Source organism: Desulfofundulus luciae (genome assembly GCF_030813795.1).
Classification (GTDB): Bacteria; Bacillota; Desulfotomaculia; order Desulfotomaculales; family Desulfovirgulaceae; genus Desulfofundulus; species Desulfofundulus luciae.
This window is the reverse complement of record NZ_JAUSUX010000012.1, coordinates 22,988-38,544: the sequence shown is the minus strand read 5'-3', so window position 1 is coordinate 38,544 and position 15,557 is coordinate 22,988. Positions and strand designations below refer to the sequence as shown.

The window sequence follows — 15,557 nt, the reverse complement described above, 5'->3', positions numbered from 1 at the left end:
CCAGCAGGGGAGGAGGTGTGTTGGGTGGCTATTATTTCCATGAAGCAGCTCCTGGAGGCCGGGGTGCATTTCGGGCACCAGACCCGGCGGTGGAATCCCAAAATGGCTCCGTACATTTTTACGGACCGGAACGGTATTTATATTATTGACTTGCAAAAAACCGTTCGTAAAATAGAAGAGGCCTACAACTTCGTACGGAACCTGGCCGCCGAGGGTGGAACCATCCTCTTTGTGGGTACCAAAAAGCAGGCGCAGGAGTCGGTGAAGGAAGAGGCCGAACGGTGCGGGATGTTTTACGTGAACCAGCGCTGGTTGGGCGGCATGCTGACCAACTTCCAGACCATCCGCCGGCGTATCGAGCGCCTGCACGAACTGGAGCGCATGGAAGCCGATGGGACTCTGGCCGTGTTGCCGAAGAAGGAAGTGGCCGAACTCATGCATGAAAAGGAAAGGCTGCAAAAGTTTCTCGGCGGTATTAAGAATATGCGCAAATTGCCCGATGCCCTTTTTGTCATTGATCCCCGCAAAGAGCGCATTGCGGTGGCCGAGGCCCGGAAGCTCAAGATACCCATTGTAGCCATTGTTGATACCAACTGCGATCCCGATGAGATCGATTATGTGATTCCCGGAAACGACGATGCCATCAGGGCAGTGCGCCTGCTTACCAGCAAAATTGCCGATGCCGTTTTAGAGGGACGACAGGGTGAGCAGGTTGCGGCAGCAGCGCAATAAAGGATAGAGGTTTGATGGGGGCCCCGCAAGAAATAATTGCTTACGGGGAACCCCTGCTTTTTTCTATCTCTTTTTTGTTTGGTAAGCTTGCATAATGGAAATAATACATTGGAGGAAAAACCTGGGATAAAGGAGGCAGGAATTAACCAATGGCTGAAATAACAGCGGCAATGGTCAAGGAATTGCGCGAGCGTACCGGGGCCGGCATGATGGACTGCAAAAAGGCCCTTATGGAAACTAACGGGGACATGGAAAAAGCCGTGGACTTTTTACGGGAAAAGGGCCTGGCTGCCGCGGCCAAGAAGGCCGGGCGGATTGCCGCCGAGGGTGTGGTGGATGCCTACATCCACGGCGGGGGGCGCATTGGCGTTCTGGTGGAGGTAAACTGTGAAACCGACTTTGTGGCCAAGACCGACGAATTCCGTCTTTTCGTGCGGGATATTGCCATGCAGGTGGCTGCGGCCCGGCCGGAGTACGTGCGGCGCGAGGATGTGCCGGAACACGTAATTGCCCGGGAAAAGGAAATCCTGGCGGCCCAGGCGGCCAATGAAGGAAAACCGGAGAAAGTGATCGAAAAAATAGTGCAGGGGCGACTGGATAAATTCTTTAAAGAGGTTTGCCTCCTGGAGCAACCTTTTATTAAAAATCCCGATATCACCGTGCAGGAGCTTTTAAACGAGAAAATTGCCAAAATAGGCGAAAACATCGTCATCCGCCGCTTTACCCGGTATGAACTGGGTGAGGGTCTGGCCAAACGGCAGGATGATTTTGCGGAGCAGGTTGCGGCCATGACCAGGTCTTGAGGTTTAAAATTCCGCCCTCTGGAAAGAGGATTTTACCTGGCACTGTAGAATAGAACTGGGGAAAGTGGAGGTTCTACCCGTGGCGCAAGCACCCAGGTATAAACGTGTGGTCTTGAAACTGAGCGGTGAGGCCCTGGCCGGCAACCAGGGGTATGGCATAGATCCCGATGTGGTCAAATCCATTGCCAGGCAGATTGATGAACTTGTCCAGTTGGGTGTGCAGGTGGCTGTTGTGGTCGGTGGTGGGAACATCTGGCGCGGTGTGGCCGGTAGCGCCAAGGGGATGGACCGGGCCACCGCCGATTACATGGGTATGTTGGCCACGGTAATCAATTCACTGGCGTTGCAGGATGCCCTGGAGAAGCAGGGAGTGAATACCCGGGTCCAGACGGCCATAGAGATGCGGGAGGTGGCCGAGCCCTACATTCGGCGGCGGGCCATCCGGCATCTGGAAAAGGGGCGGGTGGTCATCTTTGCTGCCGGTACCGGGAATCCCTACTTTTCAACTGATACTACCGCTGCTTTACGGGCGGCGGAAATAGAAGCGGATGTTATATTGATGGCCAAAAGGGTCAATGGCGTTTACGATTCCGATCCCCTAAAAAACCCCAATGCCCGGCGCTACGAGCGGCTCACCTATATTGAACTTCTCAATAAAGGGCTGGCCGTAATGGATGCCACAGCCACTTCGTTATGTATGGATAACCGCATTCCCCTGGTGGTTTTTAACCTGAACCAGGAGGGAAACATTAAGCGGGCGGTGCTGGGAGAAAACGTTGGTACCTACGTCGGGGGTGAATATGTTGGTTAATGCCAGAATTGCCGAGGCCGAAAGTAATATGAAGAAAACCGTGGAACTGGTCAAAAAGGAATTTGCATCCTTAAGAGCCGGTCGCGCCACGCCTGCGCTGCTGGATAAGGTGCTGGTTTCCTATTACGGTACCCCTACCCCGATCAACCAGCTGGCCACCATTTCTGTGCCGGAGCCGCGCCTTCTGGTTATTCAGCCGTGGGACAAAACCGTTTTACCGGAAATTGAGCGGGCTATTTTAAAATCAGACCTGGGGATTACGCCTACCAGCGATGGTACGGTCATTCGCCTGGCCATTCCCCAGTTAACCCAGGAACGCCGGGCCGAACTGGTGAAGGTAATCAAGAAAAAAGCGGAAGAGGGTCGCGTGGCCATTCGAAATATTCGCCGTGAGCTTAACGATAAAGTCAAGCAGCAACAAAAAAATGGTGAAATTTCCGAAGACGAATTGCGCCGTGCCCAGGACGAGATTCAGAAACTTACGGATAAATATATTAAGGAAATTGATCAGCTCGTAAGCACCAAGGAACAGGAGATTATGCAGGTCTAACGGTCATGGTCAAGGGGGAGCAAATACCCGATGTGCTGGCTCTGGAGGTAGAAGAAGCTCTTTCTTTATGCCACTTACTGGGCTGGCGGGTTCAGGTGCAAACAACAGCTCCTCCCCGGGGTAATCCCCGGGGGCCACAGCGTGTTGTTCGCTTTACCGTCATCGCCCCGGGGAAAGGTGTGTTGACGGTGGCGCGGGAAGAAGCGGGAAAGGAGGTGTAATCCTTGGCCTATCGTATTACCGAGGAATGTCTGGCCTGCGGGACCTGTCTTGAGTCCTGCCCGAATGAAGCGATTATCGAGGGCGACATTTACAGAATTGACCCTGACAAATGCGAGAATTGCGGCACCTGCATCGAGGCTTGTCCTACCGGAGCCATTATTGAAGAGTAATGGATGGAACCCCCTCTTCCGGAGGGGGTTGTTTTAGTGACATCCTCTCCTCAATAAATTGAGGGGCATAAGAGGGGGAGGACCCTTTGCTGAAAAACTTGGTGCGCGTTTTGCGGAGCGGCGGGAAAAGGAATTCTTCTTTAGAGGAAGAAAGGCTTTTAACGCAGCTTGATTTAAACCGCCTGCCCCGTCATGTGGCCATTATTATGGATGGCAACGGCCGCTGGGCGCAAAAAAGGGGCTTGCCCAGAACCTGCGGCCACCGGGCCGGGGTGGAGTCGTTACGGGAAACAGTACGTACCTGTGCCGAGCTGGGCATTGGATACCTTACCGTTTACGCCTTTTCCACGGAAAACTGGAAGCGCCCCAAGGATGAAGTGGATGTGTTGATGAACTTGCTGGTGGAATACCTGCACAAAGAAATAGAAGAATTATGTGCCAACAATATCCGCCTTCATCCCATTGGCCGCATTCAGGAGTTACCTTCCCACGCCCAAAAAGCCCTGGACATGGCCGTCTCTCGCACCAGGAACAACCAGAAGATGGTCCTCAACCTGGCCCTGAATTACGGTGGACGGGTCGAACTGGTGGATGCCGTGCGGTCCATTGTAAAAGAAGCGCTGGCCGGGAATCTTACCCCGGAGCGAATTGACGAATCCACCATTTCCAGTCACCTTTATACCGCCGGTCAGCCGGACCCGGACCTGTTGATTCGACCTTCCGGTGATTACCGGGTGAGCAACTTTCTACTGTGGCAGCTTTCTTACACCGAATTCTGGATGACCAGCGTGATGTGGCCCGATTTTCGACGGGTGCACCTTTTGCAGGCCCTCGTGGATTTTCAGCGGCGGGAACGGCGCTTCGGCGGTCTGATTAGAGGTGATAAAAGGTGCTCAGGCACAGAATCTTGAGTGCACTGGTGGGCATTCCCCTCTTTATTGCCGCCGTCTGGCACGGGAACCTGCTTCTTTTGGTGTTCACCGGGCTGCTGATGGTGCTGGCCGCCGTAGAAATGGTTGCTCTGTTTCAGCGCTTAAATTTATATCCGCCCCACGGGCTGGCTGTGTTGGGAAGTCTTTTCCTGCTTGGCAGTGCATATTTATACAGGGACGCGGGCCTGGGGGGAGCAGTTGCCCTGATCCTATTTTTTATCCTGGTCTTTATGGTATTTCTTTATCCGGCATTTTCCCCGGTGGAAGGTGCGGTTACCCTGCTGGCAACCCTTTATATCGGTTTGTTCGTTTATATTTATCTCCTGCGCTTGTTACCCAACGGCTGGATATGGTTGACCTTTACGCTGGTGGGCACCTGGTCCAGTGACACCGTTGCTTATTTTATTGGAAAAAGATGGGGACGACGACAACTGGCGCCAGCTTTAAGCCCGGGCAAAACAGTAGAGGGGGCAGTGGGAGGTCTGGCGGGTAGCCTGCTGGCGGCAGTTGCTTTCATGATCATTTACCCTTTTCTTCCCCGCGGTCCCATGCTTCTTTTGGGGCTGCTTTTAGGGCTTGCGGCAGTCGTGGGGGACCTGGTGGAGTCGGCTTTTAAGCGGCAGGCGGGGGTAAAGGATGCCGGGGATATCATTCCCGGCCACGGGGGTATCCTCGATCGTTTTGACAGTATGCTCTTTACTGCTCCCTTAGTATACTACTATGTGGGTATGTTTATAATAAGCTGAGGTGACACGGGTGCCCAGGTCTTTGCGGGTAGTTATCCTGATCTCTACTGTTTTACTTTTTTATCTGGCCTGGAAATACGTTGTTCCGGAATTACTGGTCATCTTAAATTTCCTTTTGACCGTATTTACCCCCTTTATTTTGGCGGTAATTATTGCCGTACTCATTGAACCTGTGGTACGCTTTCTTCATCAAGGTTGTCGCATCAACCGTTCGCTGGCCGTTGGCCTGTCCATGCTGGTGGTTATCGGTGGGGTGGGAGCTTTATTAACCCTGCTGGTACTGCGCCTGGCGGTGGAGCTCTCCGAGTTGTCGGTGCGCCTTCCCCAGTACATGGGGCCTTTACAGGCGGAGATCAACCGGTGGGTGGAGCAGGGAAAAATCTTTTATTTTCAACTGCCGCCGCTGGTTACCGAGCGCATTCAAGAAAATATGGGCACCTTCACCGGCTGGCTTTCCCAAGTGGCCGGCTCTTTGGCTGGCTCTCTGTTGCATTTAATTACTTCTCTGCCCAACGCGGTGCTTGCCATCGTGGTCGGTCTTATTGCTACCTATTTTATTAGCCGGGATCACCAGTTGATCATAAAACTGTGGTTAAAGACAGCTCCCGAGCCCTGGGGACAGCGGGTGGTGGAAATTTCCCGTCAGGTTGTGGGGGCTTCCTTCGGTTATTTACGCGCCCAGTCTTTTTTGGTGACCCTGACGACCATCCAGAGCATTGTGGGGCTTTATATAATTGGGGCCAAGTATTCCCTGACTATTGGTTTACTGATTGGACTTTTTGATATCATTCCGGTGCTGGGACCGGCAACGATTTATATACCCTGGGCCATATGGTCCTTTCTTACCGGTCAAATTGCCTTTGGAGTGAAGCTGGTGGTGCTTTACCTGCTGGTCTGGGGGGTAAGGCAGACCCTGGAGGCCAGGGTGGTGGCGGCCAGCCTGGGGTTGCATCCCCTGGCCGTACTGGTGGCCATGTATGTGGGGTTGAAGGCCATTGGCGTGCTGGGCCTGGTTTTGGGCCCCCTGACCCTCATTGCCCTGCAGGCCGCCCTGGGCACCATCAAGCCCTTGAATCACAGGTAGGAGACGGATATTAACATGAGAGAGATTGTGATCCTCGGCAGCACCGGTTCCATTGGCCGGCAGGCCCTGGACGTGATCAGGCGGTTTCCCGATAAAATGCGTGTGGTCGGCCTTGCCGCCGGGAGCAACTGGCCTCTTATGGCCGAACAGATCCGGGAATTCCGCCCGCGGGTAGTTGCCCTGGCCCTGGAGGAATCGGCCCGGAAACTGGCACGGAAGCTGCTCCCGGAGGAATTGCCCGATATTTTCTGGGGTTCCGAGGGCCTGGTCACCGTGGCTACTTCCATAGACAGCGGGGTGGTTTTAAACGCCCTCACGGGAACCGTGGGGCTGGGTCCTACGGTGGCGGCACTAAAAAAGGGCCTGGATATTGCCCTGGCCAACAAGGAAACACTGGTAGCCGCGGGTGGGCCGGTCATGAAGCTTGCCCGGGAAAAAGGAGCCAGTATTTTACCGGTGGACAGCGAGCATTCGGCCATCTGGCAGTGTCTTGTCGGCCAGCCTCAAAACAGGGTGGGTAAGATTATTCTTACGGCTTCGGGGGGGCCCTTCCGCAAAGAACCGGCCGATCTTTCCCGGGTCACCGTAGACGAGGCCCTGGCTCACCCCAACTGGCGGATGGGTAAAAAGATTACCATAGACTCGGCCACCCTGATGAATAAGGGGCTGGAAGTGTTGGAGGCGCACTGGCTTTTTGCCGTGGATTATGATCAAATAGAAGTGGTGGTCCACCCCCAGAGTATTATCCACTCGATGGTGGAATTTGTCGATGGCTCGGTCATGGCCCAACTGGGCTTGCCGGACATGCGCCTGCCCATCCAGTACGCCCTGTCTTACCCCGACCGCTGGCCCAATGAATTGCCCAGGGTGGACTGGCTTGCTTTGGGTGAGCTCACCTTTGAACCGCCGGATACCAACCGCTTTCCCTGTCTGGCCCTGGCTTATGCCGCCGGTCGCACCGGCGGGACCATGCCGGCAGTGCTTAATGCCGCCAATGAGATCGCCGTTGATGCTTTCCTGGCCGGAGAAATTGATTTCACCGCCATACCCCGGCTTGTGGCCGGGGTCATGGAGGAGCACGAGGTTATTTCAGAGCCCACTATAGAAGAAATTCTGGCAGCGGACCAGTGGGCCCGCCGGGCAGCGCGGGAAAAAGCAAGAAGGTGATGGTAATGCAGACATTCTGGGCCTCCATTCTAGTTTTCGGATTGCTGATTATTTTTCACGAGCTGGGCCACTTCATTGCCGCCAAGCGAGTGGGCATTAAGGTTCACGAGTTCAGCGTGGGATTTGGCCCCAAGCTTTTAAGCATCCCCCGGGGGGAAACTGCCTACAACCTGCGCCTGTTCCCCCTGGGCGGTTTTGTGCGCATGGCCGGGATGGATCCGGGGGAGGAAGTGGAGGACGAGGAAAAGAGTTACAAGAACAAGACCGTGGGCCAGCGGGCTGCCGTGATTGCGGCCGGTCCGTTGATGAATTTTCTCCTGGCCGCCCTTTTGCTGATGGTTATCTTTATGGTCCACGGCTTTCCAACCCCTACCACCACCATCGGCAAACTGGTTCCTGGCCAACCTGCCGAAAATGCCGGCTTAAAACCCGGAGATCAGATCATTGCCATTAACGACCAGCCGGTAACGCGCTGGGAGGATATAACCAGTCTGGTAAATGCCCATCCCAGGCAGCCCATTACCGTAACGGTGTTGCGGGATGGAGGTAAGGAAAAGTTTAAACTGGTCACGGCCGTAAATGCCGGGGGACAGGGCATGATCGGCATTTATCCCCGCCAGGAGATGCGTCCTCTGGGTCCCTTTGCGGCCCTTTACCGGGGAATGGAGTATACGGTACGCCTCAGCGGGTTGATCCTGGAGTTTGTCGGCAGGATGATTGTCGGTCAGGCCCCGGCCGAGGTAGGCGGGCCGGTGCGCATTGTCCAGGAAATTCATACCGCCGTCCAACTGGGGTTCTTTTACCTCCTGCAGTTGGCCGCCTTTTTAAGCATCAACCTGGGCCTGTTCAACCTTTTGCCCATTCCCGCCCTGGACGGCAGCAGGCTTCTTTTCCTGGCCCTGGAAGGGTTGAGGGGGCGGCCGGTGGACCCCACCAAGGAAAATTTTGTCCACCTGGTGGGCTTCGGCTTGTTGCTGCTCCTGATCATGGTCATCACATATAAAGATATATTGGGATTGCTCTAACGGGGGGAGATCCGTGCAGCGAAGACACACCCGCCCCATTTATCTCGGTGGGGTGCAGATAGGAGGAGGGGCGCCCGTTTCGGTGCAGTCCATGACCAACACCGATACCCGGGATGTCCGGGCCACCCTGGACCAGATCCACAGGCTGGTCCGGGCGGGCTGTGAAATAGTGCGGGTGGCCGTTCCCGATCTGCAGGCTGCCCGGGCACTAAAAGAAATCAAGACCGGGTGTCCAATCCCATTGGTGGCCGATATTCATTTTGACTACCGCCTGGCCCTGGCAGCCCTGGATAGCGGTGTGGATGGCCTGCGGATTAACCCGGGCAATATCGGGGGCCGGGAACGGGTGGCGGCCGTGGTGGATGCCGCCCGGAAAAGAAGGGTTCCCATCCGCATTGGGGTCAATGCCGGGTCCCTGGAGAAAGACCTGCTGGCCGAGCACGGTGGACCAACTCCGCGGGCCATGGTGGAGAGTGCCCTGCGGCATATCCGGTTGCTGGAAGAAATGGACTACCGGGACATCAAGGTTTCCTTAAAGGCATCCGATGTGCCGGTGATGCTTGAGGCCTACCGCTTGCTGGCCCGGCAAGTGGATTATCCCTTTCATGTGGGCGTAACCGAGGCGGGAACCGTCCGCTCAGGTACAATCAAATCGGCTGTGGGCATCGGGGCGTTGCTGGCCCAGGGAATTGGTGACACCATCCGGGTGTCCCTTACCGGGGATCCGGTCGAGGAGGTGCGGGTGGGCTATGAAATTTTAAAGGCCCTGGGGCTGCGCCGGCGGGGAATCGAGCTCATTTCCTGCCCCACCTGCGGGCGAACATGTATTGATCTCGAGCGAATTGCCCTGGAGGTCGAGGAGCGCCTTTCCTGGGTGGATAAACCTTTAAAGGTCGCCGTCATGGGCTGTGCGGTAAACGGCCCCGGGGAGGCCAGCCACGCCGATGTGGGCATTGCCGGGGGCAAGGGGTTTGGGCTTCTCTTCCGGGGCGGCTGCATTGTAGGCCGGGTTCGTGAGCAGGACCTGGTGGACGCCCTGGTACGGGAAGTGGAAAACATTTTATCATCGGAGAAATGAGAGTAAGGGGGACTTACATAAGTGCGTGTCAGTCAGTTGTTTTTGCCAACGTTGAGAGAGATGCCGGCCGAAGCAGAGGTGGTGAGCCACCAGTTATTGCTGCGGGCCGGATTCATCCGCAAGGCGGCGGCGGGGGTGTATACCTTTTTGCCCCTGGCCTGGCGGGTAATCAAAAAGATAGAGCAAATTATCCGGGAAGAGATGGATCGCCAGGGCGGCCAGGAAATTATGATGCCCATCATCCAGCCGGCGGAACTCTGGCAGGAGTCCGGCCGCTGGGACGTATACGGTCCGGAACTGTTCAGGCTGAAGGACCGGCACGGGCGGGATTTCTGCCTCGGTCCGACCCATGAAGAAATTGTAACGGCCCTGGTACGGCAGGAGGTCAACTCCTACCGCCAGTTGCCCCAGTTGCTTTACCAGATCCAGAATAAATACCGGGATGAGCGGCGTCCCCGTTTTGGCCTGTTACGGGGACGGGAATTTATCATGAAGGATCTTTATTCCTTCGACCGGGATGAAGCCGGCCTGGAAATAAGCTATCAAAAAATGTACGAGGCCTATACCCGGGTGTTCACCCGCTGCGGGTTAAAGTTTCGCCCGGTGGAGGCCGATTCAGGCGCCATTGGCGGCAATGATACCCACGAATTTATGGTGCTGGCCGATTCCGGGGAGGCTTTGGTGGTTTTTTGCCCGGATGAGTCATGTGGTTATGCGGCCAATGTGGAGCGGGCCACTTCGCCGGTACGGCAGCATGGCGTAACCCGTGAAGAAATGCCGCGACCCCTGGAGACGGTGGACACTCCCGGTATGCACACGGTGGAACAGGTGACCGGGTACCTGGGAGTGGATGCCCGCCGCCTGATCAAAACTCTTCTTTACCAGACCGAAAAGGGAATAGTGGCCGCCCTGGTGCGGGGTGATCGGGAAGTTAACGAGGTTAAGCTGCAAAAGGTCCTGGACGTGCTGCGCCTGGAGCTGGCCGATGCGGCCACCGTGGAAAGGATCACCGGGGCCGCGGTGGGTTATGCCGGCCCGGTGGGCCTGCAGGGTGTCCCGATGGTAGCCGATGAGGAGGTCATGTTGCTGGTTAATGCCGTTGCCGGGGCCAACCGGGATGATGCCCACCTGGTCAATGTAAATCCGGGACGCGATTTTGCTCCCCAGGTGGTGGCGGATATACGTGAGGTGCGGGCCGGGGATCCCTGCCCCAAATGCGGCGCACTTCTCAAGGAAACCCGCGGTATTGAGGTAGGACAAATTTTCAAGCTGGGAGACAAATACAGCCGCGTTTTAGGAGCTACCTACCTGGATGAGCACGGCCAGAGCCGCCCCATAATCATGGGGTGTTACGGCATTGGCGTGACGAGGACCATGGCAGCGGCCGTGGAGCAAAACCACGATGAAAACGGGATTATCTGGCCGGTGTCCATCGCTCCCTTCCTTGTAGTGGTGGTTCCGGTGAACCACAGGGATGAACAGCAAATGGGTCTGGCCGAAGAAGTTTACCGGGAACTGCAGGCCAACGGGATAGAAGTGGTCCTGGACGACCGTCCCGAACGGGCGGGGGTAAAGTTCAAGGATGCGGATCTGGTGGGTTACCCCCTGCGCATTACTGTGGGCAACCAGGCAGTCCAGACAAGGGAACTGGAGGTGCGCTACCGGGCTAGCGGGGAAACCAGGTTAGTGCCGCGGGAGCGGATTACCGATCATGTCCGGGAGTTTATTGCTCTGGCTTAGAGGGGATGGTTATGGCTATCCTTGAACGGGTGGTCATTTTGTCGGTAACGGCCGGCACGGGTCATATGCGGGCGGCTCATGCCTTAAGAGAGGCCATTCAACAAAGCAACCCGGCCGCAGAAGTAATTGTCCTGGACACCTTCCGGTATACCAGCCCTTTTTTAGAAAAGGTGATTTTGGGCACCTACATGGAAATGCTCAAAATTACCCCGGTGGTTTATGGCTACCTTTACCGTCAGGCAGAACGGGGTCAACCCCTTTCAGGATTTGCCAAGCAGGAATTCAACCGCATCCTGAACAAATTGACCTCCCCCAAACTGGTTAAGTTTTTGAATCAAACCCGCCCCCAAACGGTGGTTTGTACCCACCCCTTTCCCGTGGGCATTTTGGACCGGCTAAAAAGCCAGGGCCTTTTCCGGGTGCCGGTTATGGCCACCATTACCGATTTTACCGTCCATTCCTTCTGGATCTTTCCCGGGGTGGATGCTTACGTGGTGGCCAGCGAAGACTTAAGGGAGCCCTTTGCGGAGTTTGGCATTCCCCTGGAACGGGTGCACGCAACGGGGATCCCCATAGACCCCGCCTTTGCCCGGCCGGTGGATCGCTTGAGCGTTCAGCAGAAGCTTAACCTGGACCCTTGTCTCCCCACCGTGCTGGTAATGGGAGGCGGTTTTGGTTTGGGCCCTCTAGCCGAAGCGGTACAATGCCTGGGGAACGGTCCAGTACCCTGCCAACTGCTGGTGGTTGCCGGGTACAATGAACAGCTGCGGCAACGGCTGTTGCAGCTGGCCGGGTCCAACTGCCACCCCACCCGGGTTTTTGGTTTTGTCGAGAATATCCACGAGCTTATGTCGGTGGCCCATATCATGGTGGGCAAGGCTGGCGGATTAAGTTGTGCCGAGGCTCTGGCGAAAGGCATACCCATATTTATTGTGGATCCCCTGCCGGGTCAGGAGGAGCGCAATACCGAATATCTCTGCCGGGCCGGTGCCGCGGTACGGGTGAACAGGGTTCAGGACCTGGGCCAGGAGATTCTATCCTGTCTTTTAGATAAAAGGCGTCTTTGGGATATGTCGGCGGCGGCTACGCGTCTTGGTAAGCCCCATGCCGCCCGGGAGGCAGTTGAAGTAATGCAAAGGATTTTGGAACAGGACGTCCTGGCCGCGGCAAGGGATTAGATAGCCATGACGCTTTCAGTGCCACCAGCAGAATGAAAATGGCCGCCCAGCACTCACCGTAACCGGAGCTCTTTGGTGTGGATGATTGCCAAATATGTGCAGTTTCAATCCCTACGCAGGTACCTGGATCCAGTGAGTGCTGGGCAAACGGCAGGCAAGTGCTATTTACAGGACAGTAGTGGTGTGATGACGGTGGCGGGGGGATAGGTTATGTTAACGGAAAAGGAAATTATCTTGCGGTTGGTGCTGGCAGTGGTCCTGGGGGGAATGATCGGCTTGGAACGGGAAAGGCTGTACGTTTCCATCCGTACCTATTCGGCGGGCTTTCGCACCCATATTCTGGTTTGTGTGGGGTCGGCCCTGGCCATGGTTGTATCGGAGGGCCTTCATTTCCAATTTAAGGGTGATGCGGCCCGGGTAGCCGCCCAGGTAGTCAGCGGCATCGGTTTTCTCGGTGCCGGAGCCATCCTGCGGGAAGGCCCCCTGGTGCGCGGGCTGACCACCGCCGCCAGTTTGTGGGTGGTCGCCTGTGTCGGACTGGCGGCAGGGGGCGGTTTTTACCTGGCGGCTACCCTGGGTACCGTCCTGGTTCTATTCGCCCTGGTTATTCTGGGTGCCATTGAGGATTATGTGCGCAAAAGACGCCAGGAAGACGTATTGAATCTTGTGGTGACCGGTGCTCCCGAGGATTTTCAGAAGGTGGGAGCCCTGCTGGATGAATTTGGACTCATAGTTAAAAATATTGAAATCGAGAAAATGGGTGATGGAGATCGTCAGTTACTGGAAATCACCGTCCAGTTCCGCCCTCATGTCAACCGCGTGTTGATCCTGAACAAGCTGGCCTCTTTGCCGGGGGTGTACCGGGTCGAACACCGGCACAGTTAAAGCCCTTGCCAGTCCGTGTTTTCTGTGGTATACTTTGATTTGGTTTATGTTCCGTCGCCTTTTGTCAGCAACAGGAGTGGGTAACACCCACTCTTTCGTCTTATAATATACAGATATAACCCCAATCGATTAAGAGGAGGAAACAGTCGTGATTAAAAACAAGGTAGTGGCGACAGTGGAGGAACTGGCCACACCGCTGGTAACCGGTTTGGGGCTAGAGCTGGTAGACGTGGAATATGTAAAAGAGGGGGGGCGCTGGTACCTGCGCATTTTCATTGATAAGCCCGGGGGAGTGACGCTGGATGACTGCCAGGCAGTGTCCGAAAGCCTGGATCCTCTCCTGGATGAGGTAGATCCCATCCCCCATTCCTATTACCTGGAAGTTTCTTCCCCCGGCATCGAGCGGCCATTAAAGAAGCCTGCCGATTTTGAGCGCTTCTCGGGCCACCGGGTGCAGCTCACCACCTTTACCCCCCAGCACGGGCAAAGAAAATTTACCGGCCGCCTGGAGGGTTTGGAGGACCAGATGGTGGTGCTTACCCTGGATGACGGGCAGGAACGGCGCGTCCCCTTCCCCGAGGTGGCAACGGCACGGCTAAAAGCAAGTTGGCTCTAGGAGGCAGGCGAGATGAACACCGAAATTTTGACAGCCGTAAAGGAACTGGAGAAAGAAAAAGGCATTTCGACCGAGGTCCTTTTTGAAGCCCTTGAAGCAGCCTTGCTTTCCGCGTACCGGCGTAACTTTGGTTCCCTGCAAAATGCCCGGGTAATTGTTGACCGCCAGACAGGGGACTTCAAGGTTTATTCCCAGCGTACGGTGGTGGAGGAAGTGACCGACCCCCGGCTGGAGATTTCCCTCGAGGAAGCCCGGAAAATTGACCCCCGCTACCAGGTGGGGGATGTGATTGAAAAAGAGGTCACTCCCCGCAACTTCGGCCGGATAGCCGCCCAAACGGCCAAACAGGTGGTGGTCCAGCGGATCCGGGAAGCCGAGCGCAACATAGTGTACGAGGAATTTGCCAGCCGGGAAGGGGACATCGTCACCGGGATTGTCCAGCGGGTGGAACAAAAGAATGTCTACATCAGCCTGGGCCGGACGGAAGCCATTTTAACCCCGCCGGAGCAGATGCCCGGGGAAGATTATCGTCCCGGAAACCGGATTAAAACCTACGTGGTGGAAGTGCGCAAGACTACCAAGGGGCCGCAGATACTGGTTTCCCGCACCCATCCGGGCTTATTGAAACGGCTTTTGGAGCTTGAGGTGCCGGAACTCCAGGAAGGTCTGGTGGAGTTGAAGGCTATTGCCCGGGAAGCCGGTTACCGGTCCAAAATTGCCGTTTATTCCCGGGAGGAAAAACTGGATCCGGTAGGGGCATGTGTGGGCCCCAAGGGCATGCGCATCCAGGCCATTGTTAACGAGCTAAACGGGGAAAAAGTTGACGTGATTAAGTGGAATCCCGATCCTTCTAAGTTCGTGGCCGCGGCCTTAAGCCCGGCCAAAGTGGTGGCGGTGGAGATCTGGGAAGAAGAAAAAATTGCCCGGGTGATTGTGCCGGATTACCAGCTTTCCCTGGCCATTGGCAAGGAGGGTCAAAATGCCCGCCTGGCGGCCAAGCTTACCGGGTGGAAGATAGATATCAAGAGCGAATCCCAGATGCAGGAAATATACGCTCAGGAGTACAGCGAGTACTATGGTGATGACAGTGTCCTGTAATTTGCAAAGACCGCAACAAGCCAGGGTGTGCTTTTTTCGCGGCAGTTGAAGAACGGGCGGTGACCGGCACACCGGCTGTGTAAATAAAAATAGTTTATAAATTGTGGGCATCAGGAAGGTGATCCATTTGCCCAGGGTAAAAAAGGTGCCTTTGCGGATGTGTGTGGGCTGCCAGGAAATGAAACCAAAGAAAGAACTAATCCGGGTGGTACGTACTCCACAGGACACCGTTGAGATTGATCCTACAGGCAAGCGTTCCGGGCGCGGAGCCTACATCTGCCCCCGGCGGGAGTGCTTGCAAAAGGCCGTTAAAGGCAAGCGGTTGGAGAAGGCCCTGCAACGTTCCATTGCCCCGGAAATCATCCAGTCCCTGGCCGAGGGATTGCAGGAATGAGGGGCGGAGGAGTAACGCAGTTGCTTTTTCTGGCCCGGCGTGCCGGGCGCGTCGTTGGGGGGGATAGGGCGGTACGCGCCGCCATCCAGCGTGGTTATGCCAAGCTGGTGATTCTGGCCACCAATGCTTCCGGGCGTACTAAAAGGACCTTTTTGTTTTTGACCCGTTCTAGGGGGGTTCCCGTGGTTACCTGGGGACTAAAAGAAGAATTAGGTCGTATCTTGAACAGGGCCACCTGTGCCGTCATGGCCGTTACCGATGAAAACTTTTCCCAAGGAATTTTAAAACATTTAGAAAGGGGAGATAGTGGCTAGTCGTTAGTTGTT

19 protein-coding genes are annotated in these 15,557 nt (G+C 55.7%); all 19 read left to right on the top strand.

The features are described from left to right. The first annotated feature begins 24 nt into the window (after positions 1 to 24). The 19 genes from rpsB (at position 25) to J2Z49_RS08605 (ending at position 15,545) form a co-directional block, all read left to right on the top strand. Entirely contained in the window at positions 25 to 732 is a 708-nt protein-coding gene (gene rpsB / locus J2Z49_RS08695) for a 30S ribosomal protein S2 (RefSeq protein WP_307402164.1), read from the top strand. A 149-nt stretch (positions 733 to 881) separates the two neighbouring features. Beyond that, entirely contained in the window at positions 882 to 1,535 is a 654-nt protein-coding gene (tsf, locus tag J2Z49_RS08690; protein WP_307402162.1) for a translation elongation factor Ts, read from the top strand. Positions 1,536 to 1,614: 79 nt separating this feature from the next. Then, entirely contained in the window at positions 1,615 to 2,346 is a 732-nt protein-coding gene (gene pyrH, locus J2Z49_RS08685; RefSeq protein WP_307402160.1) for a UMP kinase, read from the top strand. Beyond that, positions 2,336 to 2,896 carry a ribosome recycling factor gene (gene frr, locus J2Z49_RS08680; protein ID WP_307402279.1) on the top strand — a complete coding sequence of 187 codons (561 nt, stop codon included), beginning with the start codon at positions 2,336 to 2,338 and terminating at the stop codon, positions 2,894 to 2,896. Before pyrH ends, frr begins: the two co-directional genes overlap by 11 nt. A gap of 5 nt (positions 2,897 to 2,901) precedes the next feature. Next, on the top strand, positions 2,902 to 3,117 hold the full coding sequence (locus J2Z49_RS08675; protein ID WP_307402159.1) for a hypothetical protein: 216 nt from the start codon (positions 2,902 to 2,904) through the stop codon (positions 3,115 to 3,117). Between the two features lie 3 nt (positions 3,118 to 3,120). Further along, entirely contained in the window at positions 3,121 to 3,288 is a 168-nt protein-coding gene (locus tag J2Z49_RS08670) for a DUF362 domain-containing protein (RefSeq protein ID WP_307402158.1), read from the top strand. Between the two features lie 86 nt (positions 3,289 to 3,374). Further along, positions 3,375 to 4,199 (top strand): isoprenyl transferase, encoded by an 825-nt coding sequence (locus J2Z49_RS08665; RefSeq protein ID WP_307402157.1) that lies wholly within the window; start codon positions 3,375 to 3,377, stop codon positions 4,197 to 4,199. Beyond that, positions 4,178 to 4,966 (top strand): phosphatidate cytidylyltransferase, encoded by a 789-nt coding sequence (locus J2Z49_RS08660; RefSeq protein ID WP_307402155.1) that lies wholly within the window; start codon positions 4,178 to 4,180, stop codon positions 4,964 to 4,966. The genes J2Z49_RS08665 and J2Z49_RS08660 overlap by 22 nt, the downstream gene beginning before the upstream one ends. A 10-nt stretch (positions 4,967 to 4,976) precedes the next feature. Next, a complete protein-coding gene (ytvI, locus tag J2Z49_RS08655) occupies positions 4,977 to 6,050 on the top strand; it encodes a sporulation integral membrane protein YtvI (RefSeq protein ID WP_307402153.1) in 1,074 nt (357 codons plus the stop codon). Positions 6,051 to 6,065: 15 nt separating this feature from the next. Further along, positions 6,066 to 7,217: a 1-deoxy-D-xylulose-5-phosphate reductoisomerase gene (locus J2Z49_RS08650; RefSeq protein WP_307402151.1), complete on the top strand. Its 1,152-nt coding sequence runs from the start codon at positions 6,066 to 6,068 to the stop codon at positions 7,215 to 7,217. Between the two features lie 5 nt (positions 7,218 to 7,222). Continuing rightward, on the top strand, positions 7,223 to 8,242 hold the full coding sequence (rseP, locus tag J2Z49_RS08645; protein ID WP_307402149.1) for an RIP metalloprotease RseP: 1,020 nt from the start codon (positions 7,223 to 7,225) through the stop codon (positions 8,240 to 8,242). A gap of 13 nt (positions 8,243 to 8,255) precedes the next feature. Further along, complete coding sequence (gene ispG / locus J2Z49_RS08640) at positions 8,256 to 9,320, top strand: flavodoxin-dependent (E)-4-hydroxy-3-methylbut-2-enyl-diphosphate synthase (RefSeq protein ID WP_307402148.1); 1,065 nt, start codon at positions 8,256 to 8,258, stop codon at positions 9,318 to 9,320. A 21-nt stretch (positions 9,321 to 9,341) separates the two neighbouring features. Next, entirely contained in the window at positions 9,342 to 11,060 is a 1,719-nt protein-coding gene (locus J2Z49_RS08635; RefSeq protein ID WP_307402145.1) for a proline--tRNA ligase, read from the top strand. Positions 11,061 to 11,071: 11 nt separating this feature from the next. Beyond that, positions 11,072 to 12,238, top strand: a complete 1,167-nt coding sequence (locus J2Z49_RS08630; RefSeq protein ID WP_307402142.1) for an MGDG synthase family glycosyltransferase — start codon at positions 11,072 to 11,074, stop codon at positions 12,236 to 12,238. Positions 12,239 to 12,448: 210 nt separating this feature from the next. Beyond that, positions 12,449 to 13,123, top strand: coding sequence for an MgtC/SapB family protein (locus J2Z49_RS08625; protein WP_307402141.1), 675 nt, complete (start codon positions 12,449 to 12,451; stop codon positions 13,121 to 13,123). Between the two features lie 148 nt (positions 13,124 to 13,271). Further along, entirely contained in the window at positions 13,272 to 13,739 is a 468-nt protein-coding gene (locus J2Z49_RS08620; RefSeq protein WP_307402140.1) for a ribosome maturation factor RimP, read from the top strand. A 12-nt stretch (positions 13,740 to 13,751) separates the two neighbouring features. After that, on the top strand, positions 13,752 to 14,837 hold the full coding sequence (nusA, locus tag J2Z49_RS08615) for a transcription termination factor NusA (protein ID WP_307402137.1): 1,086 nt from the start codon (positions 13,752 to 13,754) through the stop codon (positions 14,835 to 14,837). A 127-nt stretch (positions 14,838 to 14,964) separates the two neighbouring features. After that, positions 14,965 to 15,231 (top strand): RNase P modulator RnpM, encoded by a 267-nt coding sequence (rnpM, locus tag J2Z49_RS08610; RefSeq protein ID WP_307402277.1) that lies wholly within the window; start codon positions 14,965 to 14,967, stop codon positions 15,229 to 15,231. 20 nt (positions 15,232 to 15,251) lie between these two features. Beyond that, complete coding sequence (locus tag J2Z49_RS08605; protein WP_307402135.1) at positions 15,252 to 15,545, top strand: L7Ae/L30e/S12e/Gadd45 family ribosomal protein; 294 nt, start codon at positions 15,252 to 15,254, stop codon at positions 15,543 to 15,545. Positions 15,546 to 15,557 lie beyond the last annotated feature (12 nt).